Genomic DNA, 21060 nt, shown 5'->3' on the forward strand with positions numbered 1-21060 from the left:
ACCGATAAATTATCGCCCGAATGCTTCGCCCCTACTGGGGAAAAAACCGATAAATTATCGCCCGAATGCTTCGCCCCTACTGGGGAAAAAACCGATAAATTATCGCCCGAATGCTTCACCCTGCCCGCTATTTTCTAACTTGCTACTGCTTCAGTTGTAACAGCAGGATAAACACTGACTTTTTTGCGGGTTTTGCCCTTTCTTTCAAAGGTAACAACACCGTCAACCAAAGCAAACAAAGTATCATCGTTACCAATACCGACGTTATTACCAGGGTGGAATTTAGTACCACGCTGACGGATGAGAATATTTCCTGCCCGTACAACTTGTCCACCAAAACGTTTTACACCCAGACGTTGAGCATTAGAGTCACGACCGTTACGTGTACTACCCGTTCCTTTCTTATGAGCCATGATTTCCTCTTAAAATTTATGTACTTTTGTTTATTATTCAGCAGCAGCTTCTTCAGCGGGAATATCATCCACAATATTGGGATTTTCTGGAGAGATTGGTACTTCTTGATACGCCAAGACTTCACCATTGAGGTTGATGGAATTAATCAAAAGTCTGGTAGTTTCCTGGCGATGTCCCCGTTTTTTGCGGGTTTTCTTCTTGGGCTTCATTTTGTAAACCAGGACTTTACGACCTCTAAAGTGTCGCATTACCGTCCCTTCTACAGTCGCACCTGCTACTCGTGGCTGTCCAATAGAGACTGCGCCCTCGTGCTGTACCAGTAATACTGCGTCTATGGTCACTTTTTCATCTGGTTCGGTAGTCAGCAGTTCAATGTCGTAAAATCGACCTGCTTCGACTTTGATTTGTTTACCACCAGTTTCAATAATTGCGTAAGTCATGGAATTGTCCTTGAAGTTGCCGTACAGGTAGCTGGCTTTCATCTCCTGTAGAGACCTAATTTATATCTTTTGCCAGCTTTTGCAGTTATGTCTACCTGATCCGAGCAGGAATTAGACAGACAATCTAAAATATTATCTTATTCAATGCCATTAGGTCAAGGTTTTCAATGTTATAAATACAAATTATAAATCATGTATAAATCATGGCTGGCAAATTTAACTTGAATTACCGAAAGGGTAAGAAGCCGATACATGGTTAGTTAAGACACGGGCAGAACAAATATTTATTTATCTGGGTAACGGCTAGAGTTGTTCGGATTTTTTTTAACTCTGGATATAATAACCTTAATCAATCTAAATCAATTCAAAATCCGATAAACACGTTTTCGTAGTTGATTTATACAAATCAAAAAATATTTCTATTAGTTTTTATGAAAAGAATCGAAGTTGAACAAAGAACAATTTTTATAGGCTTGGCAGGTAGTCACGGTTATGGCTTAAATCGTCCTGATTCTGATTATGATTATCGAGGAGTATTTATTGCACCCAAGCGTTATTATTTGGGATTTGATAGCATAGAACAAAAAGATAGCGGTTGGGATGAACCAGGTATTTTCCCATTTATAAATGGTAATCAGGATACAGTTATTTATGAATTAAGGAAAATTCTACATTTATTAGCAGGTGCAAATCCGAATGTTTTAGAATTACTCTGGTTGCCAGAATATCCCTTTTTAACAGATATTGGACGGCATTTAATTAACCACAGAAAGCTATTCTTAAGTACAAAAGTTAAACATACTTATTCTGGTTATGCTTTCGCGCAAATCAAGAAAATGGAAACCCATCGCAAATGGTTGTTAAATCCGCCTACCAAAAAACCAATACCTTCAGATTTTGGGATAGAAGATGAACCCCCATTAAGCAAAGATGAACTCAATGCTTTTTTGGAATATCTTTATTTACTAATTAGGGGAAAAATTGAGTTTTTGGAAGAATCTGAGCAATTATATAAATTGCTGACAGCAGATATTGATTTTAAGGGCATATTGAAACAATATGCTTTGGCTGATGAAGCGTTGGAATATAGCCAAAATTTAACTAATAGCCGTAAAGATTTTATTCGCTTATTGCAAAAAAGTCAAAGTTACCAAATCGCTTTAAGAGAATGGAAAGCTTATATATCTTGGCAGCAAAATAGAAATCCGGCTAGGGCTGAAATGGAAAGAAAGTCAGGTTATGATTTGAAACATGGAATGCATTGTGTTAGATTATTGCGTAGTGGGTTAGAAATATTGCAGAGAGGAGAAGTAATTGTAGATAGAAGAATTGCGGGTGATGTTGATGATTTAAAATCTATTCTCAGAGGAGACTATACTTATGAGCAGTTGATGAAGGTAGCTGAAGATTTGGTGACACAAATGGATATTTTTTATAATCAATCGAATTTACCTCACAAAGCTGATTTAGGGCAAATTAATAATTTGTGTATGGAATTAGTAGAAATGCAAGGTTGGGAATAGAGGAATAATTTTCAGTTAAGGTAAGTTAAATGAAAGTTCCATATTTTACCAGAAATACAAGATTAATACGCCAAAAAATAACAGCATCTTGGCGCTTATTTAATAACTGGTTATTTAATACTCCAAAAAGAGCAGTTTTAGAAGCTTATCAAGCGGCTCAAGCCATTCAAAATATTGAAATTGAGCAATTTGGTGGTCAAAAAATTTCTGTTGAATCAGGGAATTATAGTGAAAATGTGATGGCTTTTTGGCAAGGCAATTTAAATAGGAATTTAGCTATTATCAAAGTAAGATTAGCAGAATTTCAGTTAGGACTTAACTTTGTCGATATTTCCGATTCAAGCTTATTAGAAAACCTGAAATTTATTGATGAAGTCATATACAAGTATGACATAGCAGATGGAGAAACTACACGTCAACCAGTTGAAAATCAGTCAACTTCGGCGAATTTTGAAGTTCTTAAAGAAGCAGTTTCAAGTCGAAAAACTGGTGTATTTCCCAGATCAATTGGCAGAACATTTGATAAAATTGCCAAAGACTTTACACCAAAAGCCGAAGAAGAATTTATTAGAAAATATCGAATCTCTAGAAATAGGACAAGGAGAGCAGTTAAATTTTTGTTACTACTAATAATTATACCACTAGTAACTCAACATTTTGCTAAGGAATTATTAATTAATCCGCTTTTTAAGAATTTCATTAGTGAAGATAACACAAGGATTTTTTTGAATGCGGAAATGCAGAAAACAGCCCTAAATGAATTAAAGCAGTTTGAGAGAAAATTGCAATTTCAAAACCTATTACGTCAAGCTCCAGAACTTTCCTCAGAAAACATAGAAGCCAATATAAAAGACAAAGCTCTGGAAATAGCAGAAGAATTTCGCTATAAAAGTAGCAGTGCTATTAGTAATTTATTTGCTGATATTATATCCTTAATTTCCTTTGCTATAGTTATTGTTTTGAGCAAAAAAGATATCGTTTTTATACAGTCTCTTTTAGATAAATTAGTCTACGGTTTAAGTGACAGTGCTAAGGCTTTTTTAATTATTTTAGTTACAGATATATTTGTTGGTTTTCACTCCCCACATGGTTGGGAAATTCTTTTAGAAGGTTTAGCAGATCATTTAGGGTTTCCAGCAAGTAGAAACTCAATATTTTTGTTTATTGCCACATTTCCAGTCATTTTAAACACCATCTTTAAGTATTGGATATTCCGCTATCTCAGTCGCTTGTCTCCTTCAGCATTAGCAACATTGAAAGAAATGGATGAATAACTTTTTGTAATTAATTCTGTCTCATTATTTAAGCAAAAATTCAGGAGTCAGGAATCAGAATAATTGTAAAATTAGTAAACTGCATAACAGCTTATAAGTTGAGTTATTAGTAATTTTGTCAAGATCCCAACAATTTTTCATGAATCCGGCGAAACTTTAGTGCATAAATTCAATTTTTCTGCTAATAATTAGGGTTAATAATGCTTTTGTTGTTAGAGATAAAAGTTATTATTAATATAGGTGTGTAATGCAATATTCAGCATTACCTCTAGAGCGTCGATTCATTAATCGTAAGGGCGAAGCATTCGGGTGATAACCTATCGCTGAAACCATTGATATTCTGTCCGAATGCTTCGCCCCTACAAGGGAAAACAGATTACCTAGCATTGCTTAATCGACGCTCTAGGATAAAAATGAATTTTAGAAGTTTAATTCCCGACAGAAACTTATGAGTATCATGTTCAATCGCAAATTCCAATTGTCAGTAGGTATTGTGACTTTCTTTATCGCTGTTTTAGTTCATCAAAATCTATATGCACAGTCAGAAACTCAGCAATTAATTACGCAACAACAAATTACAACACCTAATCCAAGCAAAAACCAAGCTACATCTATATTCTATTCTGTCATTGATGAATGGCAAAAATATAAATATAGTGTGAATGGTAAACACGTTTTAAAATCTGTGAAATTGCCAACAGCTAAAGTCAATTTTAATCAAGCTGATTTATTAACTGTTCTTACTAATACAAGAAAATATTTTCAAGATTACGGTCATAAAGATCCAGCTATTTCTCGAAATGGACTGTTATTAAGTCAAGGAGTCACAGTAAAAGACGTTATCAAAACCTTAGAGTTTATGATTACTGTTTTAGAGGAAGATATTAGCAATAATCGACCTACTCGGTTACAAGATACTAATTTTATTAATGCTAATTTTAGAGTAATTCAATGGTCTGCATATAATCCTGATCAACCGAGACAAAAACGACTTAGAATTACAAAATATGCTGTGTTTACCCATACTGGTTCGCGGACTAAAACATCCAAATATAACATACCAATTTATAGCTTAAAAGACAGTTTAAGCAAAGATGATAAATTCTACACTAAATATACAAAACAGGATGTTTTGTCTGGCATTTATGAACCTGGTGGTAAGGAATTTGGCAAAGTAGAACCCTTAGCATATCTCACTCGTGAAGGTTTAGAAGAAGCATTAATGCAGGGAACAATTCTGATTAATTTTACAGATGGTTCAAAAGCATTTTTTAATGTAGATAGAAATAATGGAATATCTTATGTAAGAGGAGTAAAAGCCACATCACAAAAGCGTTATTGGTATTTTAGACAAGTTGATCAAATCAAAGGTTATGGATATAAAATAGATGCGAAAATTTCTATTAAACCAGGTGTAACTTTTGCTGGGGATGTCCTAAATATTGGTTTAGGAAGAGTGATGATCATGGAGTATAATCAAGGCGGAAGTAAGCGCCTAAAAATGGGAGTAATTGCCGATACAGGTGGAGCATTTTTACCGAATTTGCATCAACTCGATTTTTTAGCAGGTATTTTTCAGAATCAAAAAGAATTTAGGCAGCATATCCAGCAATTACCTGAATATGCTACTGCATATATTTTGGTTAAAAAATGAAAATTTCTAGCCAAATATTTACTCACGGGTTAACAATTCCAAATTATGACCATCAATGTCATAAAAATAAAAGCCACGACCTCCTTTCCTATGGTTAATTTGTCCTTTATTTTTGTGCATGGGGTCGCTGCTATATTCTAAATTGGCTTGTTTTACCCGGGCAAAAATTTCATCAAATTCTTGATCACTGACATAGAAAGCATAATGATGTGATTCAAAATTTTCTCTGTCGGCAAAATCTAAAGTGAGTTTATCATTAACATGAACCGCAGCAAAGTTACTCACAGGAGATTCCACTTTTAACCCAAAAATTTCTGCAAAAAAATTTGCTGATGCTTCCTTGTCACGTGCAGGTACGATAGTGTGATTGAGAGTAATTGTCATTGTAAACCTCCGCTTTCTGTAAATAAACTAGATTTTGAGACTAGAAGTTTTAACTTAGGAAAGGGAAAAGGTTAAAGGGTTAATTAATGATAGATCATTCTTCTAATGATTTGGCTGGGACTTCAATTGCTGTTACATCAATTGTACCTTCTGGTGCAAAGCGGCTAAATTGATTATTGTTTACTAATAGCTGTTCTCCGCAATTTGGACATTGTAATTGGCTATTATTTAAACCAGTTGATTCAAATCCGCAGACGGGACACTTGTCGGTAACTAAGTTGCGTTGTAACCACCAGCGAAATCCGAAGAATGCAATAATTGGTATTATTAACAACAGCCCAAAAATAATTAGTAAGGAATTTACCAACCAGCCTAAGCCTAATGATGCTAATAACCAGGCTACTGCTAAAAGAGTCAGCCAAGGACGGAGTTTATCAAGATTCAGTTGCACGTTATTTGGACTCATTGCTCAAATTTTTTCTACTCTAGTTTTATCTTAGTTATTAGTCAGTGCTTGATTGCAGCATTTGTTGTAGGCGTTGTTGAAAGGCTTCTATCCCGAAAATGGCGATCGCCTGTTCCCGTAGCCATTTACCATCACATCGTGGATCACCACCCTGGAGCATTTCTATACAAGCTACTGCGACTGCATCGGGGTTGCGGTGCGGTACTCGCCATCCTAGTTTACCATCCTGCAAGGGGTCAGCCGAGCCATCATCATCACCAGATAACACTGGTACACCACAAGCCATTGCTTCTAGATAAACTATACCAAAGCCTTCTTGAGAGGGCATAATATAAGCATCTGCTAGACGATAGTGTAAATTCAATGCTTCTGTGGGGACAAAACCGGCAAAAATTACGCGATCGCTCACACCTAACTCTTTTGCTAACTGTGCTAATCTTGGTTGATCATCACCACGTCCAATCACTAAATATTTTACATCTGGAAACGCTTGGATAATTTGCGGTAAGGCTCTAATTGTTACATCCACACCTTTATAAATATCTCCAGACCACAACCGTCCAACTGTCATTAATACTTTGGTATTATTTAAGCCATATTTTTCAACTAATTCTGGTGCTTTGTCTCCAGGAGTAAATTTATCCCCATCAATAGCACAAGGTAACATTTGTACCTTTTTCGGGTCGATATTATTAGCAGTACAAGCCTTATCTCGACTATAACGGCTAATAGTCCAAATTCCAGAAGCTGAAGCTAAAGCACGTTTTTCTTGATTGTTTAACGGTTCCCAGACTTCCTTCCCATAAGTTAACACAGTATAGGGAATCCCCAAAAGCTGACAAAAGGTTTGTATCAATCCTGCTAACTTAATATGACCACAGAAAACCTGTTGTGGTCGTTTTTGCAGCAGATATCGAAGTAACGCTAAAGCCATTTTCACTCTACCTATTTGGGGAGAGTTGGTTTTAAAATAATGAAACTTTAAATTTGCTGATGCAAAAGGATTAACACAATCAGGACTATCCCGCAATAAGAAAACATCCGCTTTGCAAATTGGGTTTAATCCTAAATAGGCGCGAAAAATATCCTTAACATAGGATTGAATCCCACCTTCAAGGGTAAATATTTCTAAGAACACAAATAAATGATTCTTTGCTATTTTATTAATCAGCATTTTTGTGTATATAACGTAATTTGCTAGTTATTAAATACAGGCTATCAGATGGGAATGAATTTGGAGGAGTAATGAGAATAAAAACTCCTAAATTCAAACATTACATCATCATTAATTATTTCTCCTGACTCCTTAATTCTTATGTAAGGTTCCCGTTTTTAAATATTCCAAATCTGTTTTTACCATGTTTTCCAAAAGTTGCTCAAAACTAACTTGGGGTTCCCAACCCAGATTTTTTTTAGCTTTATTGGGGTTAGCTACTAGTTGAAAATGTTCATCTGCTCGCAATAAATTAGTATTAACAATTACATATTTTTCCCAGTCCAGTCCTACACAATCAAAAGCTGTAGCGATTAATTCCCGGACGCTGTGAAGTTCACCCGTACCTATTACGTATTCTTCTGGCTGTTCTGCTTGCAGCATTCGCCACATAGCATCAACGTGATCTCCCGCAAAACCCCAATCTCTTTTGGCATCCAAGTTACCCATTTCTAAGGTTGTGGCTAAACCTAATTTAATTGATGCTACTGCTAAAGAAACTTTGCGTGTCACAAACTGAGGAGGACGTAACGGTGATTCATGGTTATATAAAATACCACTACAAGCAAATAGACCATAACGTTGTCGGTGATGTACCATCGTCCAGTGAGCGTGTAATTTGGCTGCTGCATAGGGGTTTTTGGGACGGAAGGGAGTTTCTTCATCTTGGGGAGTAGTAGTCACATCACCAAACATTTCTGAACTGCTGGCTTGATAAAATCTTGTCGATAAGCCAACTTGTCGGACTGCATCTAATAATCTGGTTGCAGTACCAGTAATCAAATCTAGAGTTCCCAAAGGATCATCCCATGAATCGGGAACGAAACTAGGAGCAGCTAAATTATAAATTTCCTGGGGTTGTAGTTGTTCGACAGCCGTTAATAAACCCGTACTATCTCTTAAATCAACGGTGTAAATTTCTACTTTATCTGCTATATCTCTCAATTTGGACAGGTTAGTTTGTCGATGGGGAGATACCAAACCGACAACTCGATAATTTTGATTGAGAAGTAAATGGCTGAGATAGTAGCCATCTTGACCTGTAATACCTGTGATTAATGCTGTTTTTTTCATAAAAATTACTTACTCTCTTGACATTATTATGTCAGATAAAGTTCCCCCATCAATATATTCCATCTCGATACCAGCCAACATCGTATAAATCCTTAAATCCTGGATATCCTAATGCAGACAATCCTAAATTTTTGTAATCATTTCAAATGTCGCAATTTTCCAAGGTGCGATTTTCTCAACTGCTTCATTTATCGGTATTTCCAATAAATCAACCGCTGTTTCTAACGTAAATAAATCACTTTCTAAAGATAAATCTGCGGTTTTTCCGTGACATTCATAAAAACGGATGATAAATTTTTGCGGATTATCTTCACTGGGTTTTAAAGCCATGACAATTAAATTATTGGCGGATAAATTGAGAAAACTTTTATTTTCATAAATGCTAAATTTAGATGGATAAATTTTTGGATTTACTAATATCTGTAATGGTGTATTCAATTCATAAGCTTTTTTTACTGTATTCGCTTGTTCCCAACTGCTAAGATGAGGATATAAACTGTAAGTAAATTCATGTATTCCTATATCAGCTTGGGAGTCTGGCCAGTGAGAACTTCTCAGCAGTGTTAAACGCAGTTGATTATTTTTGGCATCGTAACCATATTTACAGTCATTGAGAATACTAACTCCGTATTTTCCGGTTTCTGTATCTGCGGTTAAATCAGCCCATTTTAAAGCAGGTACTTCCCATTTAGCTTGTTCTGTGGGGGTTTGGGGATTGGTAGAACGACGAATAACACCGCATGGTACTTCATAAGTGGCAAATTCAGCATTAAGATTGAGAGGAAAGGCTGTTTTAACTAATACGTGATTTTCTTGCCAATTTACTGTAGTCTTAATTTTCAGAAGTGGGGAAGCGATTTGTAAAATGTAATCTTGAGAAAATTCCGATTTCCCTATTTGTCGCACTATCCGCAAACGTTGTTGTATTTCTCCATTTTCTAGCCATTGAATTGATTTTAATTTGGTTGCAGGTAGGGGTTTTGTATTATAATCAGGATCGATATTCCAAGCATCCCAATATTGTCCAGTATCTGCAAAAGCTTGGAGTTGGTTTCCCTCACCATTTAAAATTTCCCGTTCTTGAATTTTGTCGAAGATACTTTCTAAGTCTCCGGTTTCTGGGTTGACTTGAACTCGCAAATATTCATTTTCTAATCTCCAGTTTTTGGGAAGTTCGGAATTTTCGATGTTAGGATTTGCCGATGTTGGAGAAAGCCAATATATTTGATATCCTATTGATGGGATGGTAGCGAGAAATAATAAAGAGTTTTCGCTTGGTTGGGATAGAAGTTGGTTTCCTTCAAGGTTGTAAATTTCCCATTTTGAGTTACCCTCAGAATGGAATTCTGGGGCTACACAAACAAAGTCCGCCTTCGCGGAGTGGGATTCTGTTATGATGTTAGGTAGTGTAACGCTAACGACTTCAGAACGTTCCCAGTTGAGAGAGTTAAAAATTATGATGGGGATGCTATTTGGTTGGGGTGGTTGTGGTAAATTGATGTGAGATGCGATCGCTCTTAAAGATTCATCTAATATTTTCTTACCTACTTTTTCTACAGCTTCCCATTCCGGTAAAGCATCTTGGTAAACTTGAGTAATGGAAGAACCAGGTAAAATATCGTGAAACTGGTTAAATAAAACCTGTTTCCAAGCGGTTTCTACTTCTGCTTGTGGATATGCGACACCACAGGTAACAGTTGCGAGAGTTGCAAATAACTCAGCTTGATATAATAGACGTTCTGATTTTCGATTCCAGCGTTTTTGATCAGCGTGGGTAGTATAACATCCACGATGAAATTCTAAATATAATTCATCATCCCATATTGGTAGATGTTTAACCTGGGATTTTATTTGCTGTAAATAATTTTCTGCGGTTGTAAATTCTAACTTGGGAAAAATTGGAGAATGTTCCCAACGTCGCGCTACTTCCAACATATCACGAGTTGGACCACCACCATGATCACCAACACCGGGAAGCCAAAGCGCATCATGTAAACCTGTTTGAGTTTCCCAATCACAAACGTACTGAACCATTTTAACAGGGTCAATAGTTTCGCCGATAGGTGCAGACATATAACTTAATATTTTGCTGCCATCGAGCGATCGCCACCAAAATAAACCATAATCAAACTTATTAGTATCATTCCAGCGTAGCTTTTGGGTGACAAAAAACTCAATTCCCGCGTTAGCTAAAAACTGGGGTAACGTCCCACAAAAACCAAAAGTATCAGGAACCCAAACTATCGGTGATATTTTTCCGAACTTCGCTAAAAAATAACGCTGACCATATAATAATTGACGAACAATAGACTCACCAGCAATCAAATTTAAATCTGGTTCTACCCAAAAACCACCTAAAACCTCCCACCTTCCCGAATTTACCTGATTTTGAATTTCTCGAAATAAATCAGGACGATTTTTTTCAACCCAAGCATATAAAGCTGGTGTAGTATGACAAAAGATTAATTCTGGAAAATCTTGTTGTAATTTCAAAACCGACTCAAAAGTATTTTCTGCTGCTTTCCAAGTTTCACTAACAGGCCATAACCATGCTAAATCTAAATGAGCATGACCCAACAAAGATATTTTAGATGTTAGATTTTGGATTTTGGATTGAACTAAAAGCTGACGAAGGTGAAAAATAAAACTCTTCCAACCTTCTTCTTTCTCTTCCTCTGCGTCCTCTGCGTCTCTGCGGTTCGTTAACTCTTCAATCCCCGCAACCAAACCAGCTAACCTTTGAGGTGCGAACTTATCTAACAGAACTTGAACAACTGCTAACTCATCAGCAACAAAACCAGCATCAGGATGATCATAATCTGCTGACTCAAAAATTGCAAGCGATCGCATTAAAGCCCCATCACAATGTCCCGGACTCACCAACCGCACCGCAACAAAAAACTCATCCCCAGAATTAACCACTTGACTTAAAAGCAGTCTCGGTGAACAATCAAATAAATCACCCGTTAATACTAACTTACCATTAACATAAACTTCCGCTGAATCAGCCCACCAAACCAAAGCCAACCGCAAAGACAAACCAGATAAAGGATAACCCTGTAAATTTTCGGGAACAGCTAAATTCTGTACTAACCAGAGTACCTCATTTCCTCCTTTCCAAACAATCTGAGCTTTTTCATTTAGATATACAGGTTGCCAATTAGATAAGTCTAATTTTACCACCTCAGTAATTTCTAAGTCAACTTGTTGACAAAGCCAAGAAGATTGGATATTAATTTGACTACAAGAGCGTAAATTGTCAATTGTGGCTGATATAGATTGGGTATCCAACGAAAATAGAGTCATAATATAGCAATAAAAATTAAAAATTAATGTAAAAATTCGGTTAGGGATGGGGATTGTCTAAATTAAACCTACCTAATCTGATTTTCAGTTATGATGATATCACTGACTGAAGATAGCTAAAAGTTTTGTGGGAGTCTCAAAACTCAAAAATATTCAACCTAACAAATTTGTACCATGTCTTCTGGTTCCTCTAGTCGTTATCAAAGTAAACTATTTAACTTCATCAACCAGCATTCTCAGCGGTTGACGCAACAATGGGAAAACACATTCCGAAATTTCCAAGTCGCTACCAAATGGAGTGTGGAAGCTTTACTTTACCCACTTTACCAAATTTTTCAGCCAGATGAATTTGCGGGAAAAAGGCTAGAAGCTAAACCCCCAAAACCCCAAACACAGTTACAACCAGAACCCCTCCCATCTACTGACGCTCCTATTCAGCAAGTGCTAGAGTTAGTTAAAAATCTACCATCTGCGGCAGCTTCAGAAATACAAACTTTACAAAATTTCAACCCTTTAGCTTTCTTGGGTAATAGCTTGCGAGAAGCTGCTAACCGTTTAGGTTGGTCAAAATCTCATAGTTATCAAAATATCCAGCCAGAAAATACCCTCCAACACCACATACCAAATGTACAGGGAATTGCTGTCACCTTAGAAAATCGTCATTTGGTGCTTGTCAGCGAAAATAATAGAATTTTAGATGTTTTGACAATTCAACAACAAGCCAAATTAAACAATAGAATTAATAGCGAAGTTGCTGAATATTGGCATTCTTTAAAATCAGCCCAAGTCAACAATCAACAAAACATATTACCAGAAATCGACCGCATTTTAACCAAATTAACTGATAGTAATCATCATAGCATCACCGAGTTACCTGAAAGTAATTTTGAAAGTAATTTTAAATTCAATATACAATCTTATTATCCTGGTAGATTTTTAGAATTTATAGACATAGCCTTAGCTAAATTGGAAACTCAAGGTATTGTACCAGTCAAACAACACAGCCAAGGAATTATTCAAGTTGTTCAAACTCAATTGGAGATATTTATTTATGGTAGGGAACAAGTAGAAACTAGAAGAGAAATGACAATTAATGCTGATGGTTTGGAAAATCAAACTTTGGATATTCCAGCATTAATTGAATCTGCAATAAATTACTTTTTTGGTGGTAGGAAAATTCCCAAGTTTGAAAAAACCGAAATTCCTCCAAAATTACCCAGTCAACCTGTCAACAAAGTTATTCAAAATAGTCATGTCCAATCACCAGATATAATTACAGATTCTTGGTTAAGTTGGGGTGAGTTATTTGGGGATTTAGAAGAAATTAATGCTAATGAAGCAAATCTGGGTTTAACTGCTTCAGGGGTGCATTTATTTAAACATCAAGAATCAACCAAAAAAACCTCTAGCCATCGTGCTGAAAATGAGACAAGACAAGAACAACATCCACATCAATTAAAACCAGATTGGATAGAGACAACGGCCACATTTTTGGGTTATGAAAAACACCCATTAGAGCAAATTCTAGCATGGTTAGATCATCTAATGTTGTGGATGGAAATGATATTTATGAACATGATTTATTTTTTCAAAGGATTATTGCAGGTATAGTTCAAATTCCCCTACATCCTCCTTATCCCCCTTCAAAAATAGACCTTGGAAAACACAATCATAAAATTCAGGAATTCATCTGCGTTTATCTGCGTTCATCTGCGTTTAATTTAATAATTAGGGATATATTTCAAGCTACACAAATTCCATAGAGAGGTAGCAAATCATGAATAATGTAAAATTGATGTGCTTGTAAAGCATCGTGAAATAATTTCCAATTGCTGACTAGGAAACTGGGATGATAGGGAAAAATTTCATTATCTTTGTCAATAGGTCTTTCAGTTCCCAAAGCTTGGTATTTCCAGGAACTTTTACCTTTAGGAACATAGTTAATATTAGCTGCACCAAAACTAAATTTACCTTGGGATATTGCATCTAACCATTTTTGATGACGGACACGACTTTTAACATCTTTAATATTCTCCAACATAAAGGCAATTAAACCTTTATCTGCTTCTGGTAGTCCAGGGACAATAGCATCAGCATCACATTTTAAATAACGCTGCATAGCCTTACACATATTATCAGCAGCTTCCAGAAAATCTTCAGGGTTATTACGCCTAATTTTCTCACCCCTACCGTTAATATAACCCCAACGTAAAAACGGCTTATCAGGATGACTTAAAACTGCACCATGTCCTAAAGGTAAAGCCTCACTGACAAAATAATTCTTCAATCTATCCATTAAATTTTTATCAGGGTTGTCATTTTCATCAAGTAATTTTTTCGCTTCATTAACTCGATGATTCACACCAGCAAAACCTTGATGCGCCCAAGTATCAACATAAACGTGCATTGTAATTCCTAAACGATGCAAACTATAAGCAGTATCACGGCGTTGGATACATTCCCTCACCATCTGCTGTGCGACATCACTATTAGGACGACAAATCAACTTTTCAATAAACTTCCCTTCCGGGTCTTCACCTGCGGGTTTTCCGCCATTTCCTGGTAAAAAATGAAAAGGAATCCAAACATGATGAATTGCTAACTCCTGAAAATTGCGATAATCTAGCATTTTATGAGCCGAACTGATGCGGGTAAACATCGCACCATTATCAAATTTTATTAAGCCGCTATTAATCGCATCATCTACATACTGGGCGGAGTAAGCAACGATACCAGCATCTTCGTGGTTAAAACCCGCAAGTCGCGCTACTACGTAGGTGACACCATGATGAAAGTCTATTTGCATCTTAAATAACTTCGGTTAAGGATTTTTTTAATTAAGAAATAGACTATAACAATTTGGGTAGTTTTGCGTAAATTTTTACCTGATAGCGGTTCTCAAATTGCCACATCTGTTTGATAAACTTTAGTAATCACTCTTAATTCCTCTCCGCGTCTCTGCGCCTCTGCGTGAGAAAAAAATTACAACAACATCCGATTCAGAAAATGCTGTAATAACTTTATCCCCGTTGGTTCTTGATAATCTGTAGGTAACAAAGCCCGTATCGCTTCTTGTAACTTTTCCAAAGCTGTATTTATTTCCTGACGCTTTGGCCTAGTAGTTGGTGAAAAATATAAAGGTTCACCCACCCGAATTGTTAACTTTTTTCTCAAAAACAGGTCATGAGTACCGATTAATGCTATCGGTACAATTGGCACACCAGCCCGTAAAGCATAAATGACAGTTCCCCGTTTGAAGGGATACATATCGCCCTCAGCATTTCCCAGTCTACCTTCGGGAAAAATCATCAACCCATCCCCACGGGCTAAAATTGCGGCAACAATGCGGTCTATGCGGCGGATTGTGTGGATATCTCCACCAGGATTAACAGTATCTTTAATAACTTGAGCCAGTTCTGTTAAATCATCTCGTCCGGCTTGAGCAGCAGCAATCACAGCCTGTTCTTCTCCCCAAATGCGTTCTAAAGGGATGACACCACCTGCAAAACCCAAAATCCAGCGTTTCCAGCATTTGTTATAAAGAGTGCGGGCATCACCGAGAATATAGTAATGGGGCTGAGTAGGTATTTCTGCCAGTAAAACTAATGGATCAAAGTGGTGAAGATGGTTAGCAGCTAAGATTGCAGGTGTCTGTGGGATATTTTCGATGTTTTCAACTTTGATACTGAATAGGGAATGAATCAGCGATCGCAATACCCAACGTCTAATCTTAGCATTAACTCGCGTTTCTGAATGTTCTTGATCAGTAGCAGAAATTTGATTGAGAGTAGTTTCTATAGTATGACGAATAGTGCGATCGCTCGCCGCTGCTACACCTTCCCATACACGCTCAATAACAGCCTCACTTAAAGGTGGTAAATTTTTTGATCCGTTAGTATTTTCCATCTTTATTTAAAATACATTGTAACAACCCGATCACCAATTACCAATTACCAAATTTTCTGTAATTCCTCCCACAGTTAGAAGCAATTTTCCCTACAATGTACGTTGATAGGCTAATAGCTTGCTGGGAAATTAGGTAAAAAACTAATCATGAATATTTACCACAGCGTAGGCACGTTTAAAGGTGTTGGGGGACTTGACCTGTATTACCAAAGCTGGAATCCAGGGGGAAAAATCAGGGGAATATTAGCTTTAGTGCATGGACTCGGAGGACACAGCGGACTTTACAAGAATATAATTGAGCATTTGTTACCTAAGCAATATGCTGTTTATGGACTAGATTTGCGTGGTCATGGACGCTCACCTGGTCAGCGCGGTTACATCAATAATTGGGTGGAGTTTCGTGATGATGTGCGAGCATTCTTGCAAGTAATTCAAAAACAACAACCAAGATGCCCAATTTTTCTATTTGGGCATAGCATGGGGGGAATGATTATTTTAGAATATGTTTTACGTTATCCAGAAGATACATCTGCATTACAAGGAGTAATCACAGTTGCACCGAGTATTGGAGAAGTGGGAGTATCACCAGTGCGTGTGCTTGTAGGAAAAATGCTTTCACGGGCTTGGCCTCGTTTTTCCTTAAATACTGGACTAGAGATAACCGCTGGTTCACGAGATCCGAAAATTGTAACTACCTATACTGAAGACCCTTTACGTCATACCCGTGGTACAGCAAGATTTTCTACAGAGTTTTTTGCTACACTAGCCTGGATTAATGCCCACGCTCATGAATGGAAACTACCATTGTTAATTTTGCATGGTGGTGCTGACAGAGTGGTTTTACCAGGAGGAAGCGAACTTTTTTACCAACGTGTAACTTACCCAGATAAGCTACGCATTGAATATCCCGGAGCGTATCACGATTTACATTGTGATATTAATTATCATGAAGTGCTGACTGACATGAATAATTGGATAGATCGGCATTTACCAACAGAACTGGGAAAATTAGAGACAGTTACAAGCAATGAATAATATTCCTAATTCAAAATATACTGTCATCAAATAACGGAGAGGGGGGGATTCGAACCCCCGTTGAGTTTCCCCAAAACGCATTTCGAGTGCGTCACCATCAACCACTCGGACACCTCTCCAGATATCTACTCACACCATCCACAGAATTTAGTGAATAAGAATGATTATATTTTATTGATCATAATAGCATCTTCATTCCTAAACTTCTTATAAATCTGAAGATTTGTTTTCTGTGACTTGGATAAAAGCTTCAAATTCACCATTGGGTGTCCATTGAATCGCTCCATCTTTGCCTGTGAAGAACAGTTTAGTTTGTCCTTTGCTTAAAGCTGATAAGGTTTTGCTATCAAGGTTATTAGCAGATGCGATCGCCACCGGTGGTTGCAATGCCACCACCAAATCCTGTAAAGATTCCGATGGACACCAAAGCACCTGGGGACGAGATAAATCACCAGTTTTAATTAACTGTGCTATTTGTTGAGACGTGATGTTACCCACTAATAACCAATTTTGTCCAAAAATCTGCAATTTTAAAATCGGTAATTTTTCATTGATGAATTGTCCAATTATAGCACCAGTATTAATAGTTTGACCTAATGCTAAAGGCTGATAAATTCCTTGATGTTTTTGCAGTTTCTGTTGAATAGCTTGATTTTCAATTTTATTTTCTTGTGGAGAAGCATAAGCATAAAAATTATTAATCCGTAAACTTTCCATAATTTCTAGCCAAGCATCATTTTCATTACCTAAAAACTTACTAGAAATTGCCCAATCAATTTGATTAACCCCCTGTTGTTGGAGAAAAGGTAAAATAGTGAAACGTCCTGTACCTTCATCACCGCTATTAATTAAAGTAACTTTTCCTTGATCTTGAATTACTAAAACTGGTTCTGTATCCGTTGCTAATAATGTGATTCTTAATAAATTATTTGTAAAATGCCAAACAGGAATTATCACTAAAACTACAGACATTAAAACCGCAAACCACCATCTTTTCTGCCACCAACGCACCAATACAGTAGAGATGATTAATCCATAAATTACCAGCATTTGCCAAGTAGATATACTACCAACTGCCACTGAACTTCCTGGCAGATTAGCAAAAAATTCTGCTAATTGAATTAACCAATGAGTTGGATAATATAAAAAACTCGCTAACGTGCTTCCTACATCCGGCAAAATTAAACTTGCCAAACCGCTAATCATGCCACCAATACTAATCACAGAAATTAATGGCGTAGTGATAATATTTAATGGCACACTGTAAACAGCAACCACACTAAAAACTTGTAAAAGTAGCGGTAAAGTCCAGATTGTGGCAGCTAAGGGAACAGAAACTAAAGAAGCGATTACCGGAGGCAACCAATCCAAACATTTAGTAATTGGTGTTGCTGTGACAATTAACCCCAAAGTTGCCAAAAAACTGAGTTGAAAACCTAAATCCCAAATCCACAGAGGATTAAACAATAATAACAACGTAGCTGCCAGAAGCAAAGATCCCAATTGTTGAACTTTCCTTTCTAAAGCCAAACCAATTAATGCTGCCAAACCCATAATTACTGCTCTTAAAATCGCAGCTTGAAATCCAGCTAAACATAAGAAAGTAATTAAGCCCAAGCAACCCAAAAAAATCTGAGTTCCTTTTTTTGCTTTTCTAGTTAGTTGTAAAATCACTCCCAAAATCAGAGAAGTTTGAAACCCAGAAGCAGCTAAAGCATGAGCTAATCCTACCTTTACAAATAAATCCCGAATATCATAAGGTAAATCAACAGCCTTACTGCCCAAAACCATTGCACTAACTAGAGGACCTTCGGGAACACCTAAAAAACGAACTTGCGATCGCACAATTTGTTCCCTAACTTGCCACCATCCCCATTTGCGCTCTTCATCTATAAAATTTACCTGTTTACCAATCAAACCAGCAAAAGTACCTTCCTGCTTCAAATACTTCTGAAAATCAAAAGCACCAGGATTTGAGGCCGCTTTAGGTTTATATAACATCCCAGTCACAGCAATTTGTTGACTAGGATATAAACCCGTAGCTTGAAGTATAGGCACAGTTACATATAATTTACCCGTCACCCCTTTTGGCACACTTGCTGGACCTTGATCATTTTTAACCTCATCCAGTTGCGTCGCATTCAGCCAAAATTGCCCCCTTTGACTGCGAGTTAAACGGGGATTACTAGCAACTTCTCCACGTACAATTACCAACTGTTCTTGATTAGTATTATTTTCACTAGAAACAAACTGACTAATATCTTTTTCTCCAGGTTCGGGTGTCCGCAATTGAAAATACAAAGTTGCCAACAAACCCACCAACCCAGCTATCAACCATACTCTAGGATCAGGAGTAATTAGTGGAGTATTAGCCCCAGCCTTTCCTTTAGTGATAGGCTTTTCTCGTTTTAGAGCAAATTTCCGCAGACTAATATAACTGGCACGAAAAAAAATTGCTGCTAATATCCCCAGTCCCAAAATCCATGCACCACCCCAAGGAACAGCCGTAAACAGCAACCCTAAAATATAGGACAGACAAATAATAACGCCACTAATCTGCATCATAAAACTTTAATTACCACAGCACCCAGTGAATAAAATTCATATATCTAAACAAATCGATATAAGCAAATCCAGTAGTTAAAAAAATAATTGTAGGTTGGGTTAAGCGACAGCGCAACCCAACAAAATATATAAAGTTGATAATACCAACCTTACAGGAATATCCGGTAAGCGTAAAGCTCAGTGGCTTTAGCCCTGAGAGTGTCAAAAAGATATACCTAAATTAAACCCTAATACAGCGTGAACAACCAAAATCAGAAGTGCTGTACTTCCTAAATAAGCGTGAACCGCCCGTAAACTTGCTTTATCACCAAAAAATCCACTCAAAGAAATTGCACCATTAACCAACAACAGCAACAGCACAACAGAACCAGTCCAAAAATGCGGACTTTCAAACAGTGGTTTATGCTGCATCACCAAAGACAAAACACCACCTGTATAACCACCCGCCAAAAATACAAATAACCAAGGTGCTAACTGACGATGGGCGCTTCTACTTTTAACAGCAGCATCTTTATCTGTATCTTGCAGTAGTTTACCTCGCCAACCAGACACACCCACAAAACTACCCACCACAAAAACCACAATTCCCATCATCACCGGATGTCCCCAATGCACAACGGGTTCAGGAACACCTAAAGAACGAAACCAAGCCGCAATAGGTTCTAAAGCTTCACTGATATTTATCATCTGACACACACCACTAGTTTGTACCGTAAACCACGACCCCCCCTGTGCAGGGGGGGTGAAAAAATTCAATGCCTATTGTTCAACTTACGGCATTTTTCAACAACGGGAAACCTAACTTTTCCCTTTGCTCAACATATAAATGAGCAACTTTCCTCGCCAAATGCCGAATCCTAGTAATGTAGCGAGTCCGTTCCGTCACCGAAATTACACCGCGTGCATCCAGCAAATTAAACGTATGCGAACACTTAATCACATAATCCAAACTGGGTAACACCAATCCCCGTTCCGTGAGTTGGGATGCTTCCTGCTCATATATATTGAACAAATTCAGCAACATCTCAGGATTCGATGCTTCAAAATTATAAGTACACTGCTCAATCTCACCCTGAAGATGAACATCACCATAAGTAATGTTGTCCGTCCACTGAATCTTAGTAATAGCCTCCACTTGCTGAAGGTACATAACCAGTCGCTCTAACCCATAGGTAATCTCAATTGACACCGGACGGCAATCAATACCCCCACACTGTTGGAAATAGGTAAATTGAGTAATTTCCATCCCATCTAACCATACTTCCCAACCAGTACCCCAAGCCCCCACCGTCGCATCTTCCCAGTTATCCTCCACAAAACGCACATCATGATCCTCTGGACGAATACCCAAAGCTCTTAAAGAATCAAGATATATATCTTGGATATTATCTGGTGAAGGTTTAATCAGAACTTGATACTGATAATAATGTTGAAACCGATTTGGGTTTTCGCCATAACGTCCATCCGTCGGACGACGGCAAGGTTCAACGTAAGCCACAGCCCAAGGTTCAGGACCCAAAGCCCTTAAAAAAGTATGAGGGTTCTTAGTTCCTGCTCCCTTCTCCATGTCATAAGGTTGAGCAATCAAGCAACCACGCTCACCCCAAAACTGATGTAAAACTGCTATTACTGACTGAAAATTCACTATCTACTCTTCCTTGAGTCAACAATGCCTAACTCATTGTTGCCTAAACCCAACATTCTGAGCAGTTTTCAGCCATTAAAAATTTTTTTTCAAAAAAGATTGAAAAAGTAGTTGACATTCCAAGATAGGTTCGATATATTAAATAAGTGCCGGAGAGAGAA

The 21060-nt window shown here is 37.3% G+C and carries 17 protein-coding genes and 1 tRNA gene; 5 read left to right on the forward strand and 13 right to left on the reverse strand.

What is annotated here, in order from left to right:
* Positions 1-134: 134 nt before the first annotated feature.
* Together rpmA and rplU are read right to left on the reverse strand one after the other, a co-directional pair.
* On the reverse strand, positions 135-413 hold the full coding sequence (gene rpmA, locus VB694_RS20635; protein ID WP_323362209.1) for a 50S ribosomal protein L27: 279 nt from the start codon (positions 411-413) through the stop codon (positions 135-137).
* Positions 414-446: 33 nt separating this feature from the next.
* Positions 447-854 (reverse strand): 50S ribosomal protein L21, encoded by a 408-nt coding sequence (gene rplU / locus VB694_RS20640; RefSeq protein ID WP_323362210.1) that lies wholly within the window; start codon positions 852-854, stop codon positions 447-449.
* Positions 855-1285: 431 nt separating this feature from the next.
* On the opposite strand from rplU, the gene VB694_RS20645 reads away from it, so the two are divergent.
* From VB694_RS20645 to VB694_RS20655, 3 genes are all read left to right on the forward strand, one after another.
* Entirely contained in the window at positions 1286-2377 is a 1092-nt protein-coding gene (locus VB694_RS20645; RefSeq protein ID WP_323362211.1) for a DNA polymerase beta superfamily protein, read from the forward strand.
* Between the two features lie 29 nt (positions 2378-2406).
* Positions 2407-3651 (forward strand): proton extrusion protein PcxA, encoded by a 1245-nt coding sequence (locus VB694_RS20650; protein ID WP_323362212.1) that lies wholly within the window; start codon positions 2407-2409, stop codon positions 3649-3651.
* A gap of 448 nt (positions 3652-4099) precedes the next feature.
* A complete protein-coding gene (locus VB694_RS20655) occupies positions 4100-5305 on the forward strand; it encodes a hypothetical protein (protein ID WP_323362213.1) in 1206 nt (401 codons plus the stop codon).
* Positions 5306-5323: 18 nt separating this feature from the next.
* Here VB694_RS20655 and VB694_RS20660 read toward each other — a convergent pair whose 3' ends face one another.
* The 5 genes from VB694_RS20660 to VB694_RS20680 all read right to left on the reverse strand — a co-directional run bounded on the left by VB694_RS20660 (position 5324) and on the right by VB694_RS20680 (position 11748).
* Positions 5324-5689, reverse strand: a complete 366-nt coding sequence (locus VB694_RS20660) for a VOC family protein (RefSeq protein WP_323362214.1) — start codon at positions 5687-5689, stop codon at positions 5324-5326.
* A gap of 94 nt (positions 5690-5783) precedes the next feature.
* On the reverse strand, positions 5784-6155 hold the full coding sequence (locus VB694_RS20665) for a hypothetical protein (RefSeq protein ID WP_323362215.1): 372 nt from the start codon (positions 6153-6155) through the stop codon (positions 5784-5786).
* Positions 6156-6192: 37 nt separating this feature from the next.
* Complete coding sequence (locus VB694_RS20670) at positions 6193-7329, reverse strand: glycosyltransferase (protein ID WP_323362216.1); 1137 nt, start codon at positions 7327-7329, stop codon at positions 6193-6195.
* A gap of 132 nt (positions 7330-7461) precedes the next feature.
* Positions 7462-8442 carry a GDP-mannose 4,6-dehydratase gene (locus VB694_RS20675; RefSeq protein ID WP_323362217.1) on the reverse strand — a complete coding sequence of 327 codons (981 nt, stop codon included), beginning with the start codon at positions 8440-8442 and terminating at the stop codon, positions 7462-7464.
* Between the two features lie 123 nt (positions 8443-8565).
* Positions 8566-11748, reverse strand: coding sequence for an alpha-mannosidase (locus tag VB694_RS20680; RefSeq protein WP_323362218.1), 3183 nt, complete (start codon positions 11746-11748; stop codon positions 8566-8568).
* A gap of 174 nt (positions 11749-11922) precedes the next feature.
* Between VB694_RS20680 and VB694_RS20685 the strand changes: the two genes are divergently transcribed.
* A complete protein-coding gene (locus VB694_RS20685; protein ID WP_323362219.1) occupies positions 11923-13359 on the forward strand; it encodes a hypothetical protein in 1437 nt (478 codons plus the stop codon).
* 130 nt (positions 13360-13489) lie between these two features.
* Here VB694_RS20685 and VB694_RS20690 read toward each other — a convergent pair whose 3' ends face one another.
* Together VB694_RS20690 and VB694_RS20695 are read right to left on the reverse strand one after the other, a co-directional pair.
* A complete protein-coding gene (locus VB694_RS20690) occupies positions 13490-14554 on the reverse strand; it encodes a DUF6765 family protein (RefSeq protein ID WP_323362220.1) in 1065 nt (354 codons plus the stop codon).
* A 176-nt stretch (positions 14555-14730) separates the two neighbouring features.
* Complete coding sequence (locus VB694_RS20695; RefSeq protein WP_323362221.1) at positions 14731-15654, reverse strand: 1-acyl-sn-glycerol-3-phosphate acyltransferase; 924 nt, start codon at positions 15652-15654, stop codon at positions 14731-14733.
* Positions 15655-15801: 147 nt separating this feature from the next.
* Between VB694_RS20695 and VB694_RS20700 the strand changes: the two genes are divergently transcribed.
* Positions 15802-16689, forward strand: coding sequence for an alpha/beta hydrolase (locus VB694_RS20700; protein WP_323362222.1), 888 nt, complete (start codon positions 15802-15804; stop codon positions 16687-16689).
* Positions 16690-16723: 34 nt separating this feature from the next.
* Here VB694_RS20700 and VB694_RS20705 read toward each other — a convergent pair.
* The 4 genes from VB694_RS20705 to glyQ all read right to left on the reverse strand — a co-directional run bounded on the left by VB694_RS20705 (position 16724) and on the right by glyQ (position 20899).
* Positions 16724-16808 (reverse strand) — tRNA-Ser (locus VB694_RS20705).
* 88 nt (positions 16809-16896) lie between these two features.
* Complete coding sequence (locus tag VB694_RS20710) at positions 16897-19254, reverse strand: ComEC/Rec2 family competence protein (protein WP_323362223.1); 2358 nt, start codon at positions 19252-19254, stop codon at positions 16897-16899.
* Positions 19255-19455: 201 nt separating this feature from the next.
* The gene (locus tag VB694_RS20715) at positions 19456-19941 is read right to left on the reverse strand and encodes a DUF4079 domain-containing protein (protein WP_323362224.1); all 486 of its coding nucleotides are present in this window, start codon (positions 19939-19941) and stop codon (positions 19456-19458) included.
* 79 nt (positions 19942-20020) lie between these two features.
* The gene (glyQ, locus tag VB694_RS20720) at positions 20021-20899 is read right to left on the reverse strand and encodes a glycine--tRNA ligase subunit alpha (protein WP_323362225.1); all 879 of its coding nucleotides are present in this window, start codon (positions 20897-20899) and stop codon (positions 20021-20023) included.
* Positions 20900-21060: the final 161 nt, after the last annotated feature.

The sequence above is a fragment of the Anabaena sp. UHCC 0451 genome (genome assembly GCF_034931405.1).
GTDB lineage: Bacteria > Cyanobacteriota > Cyanobacteriia > Cyanobacteriales > Nostocaceae > RDYJ01.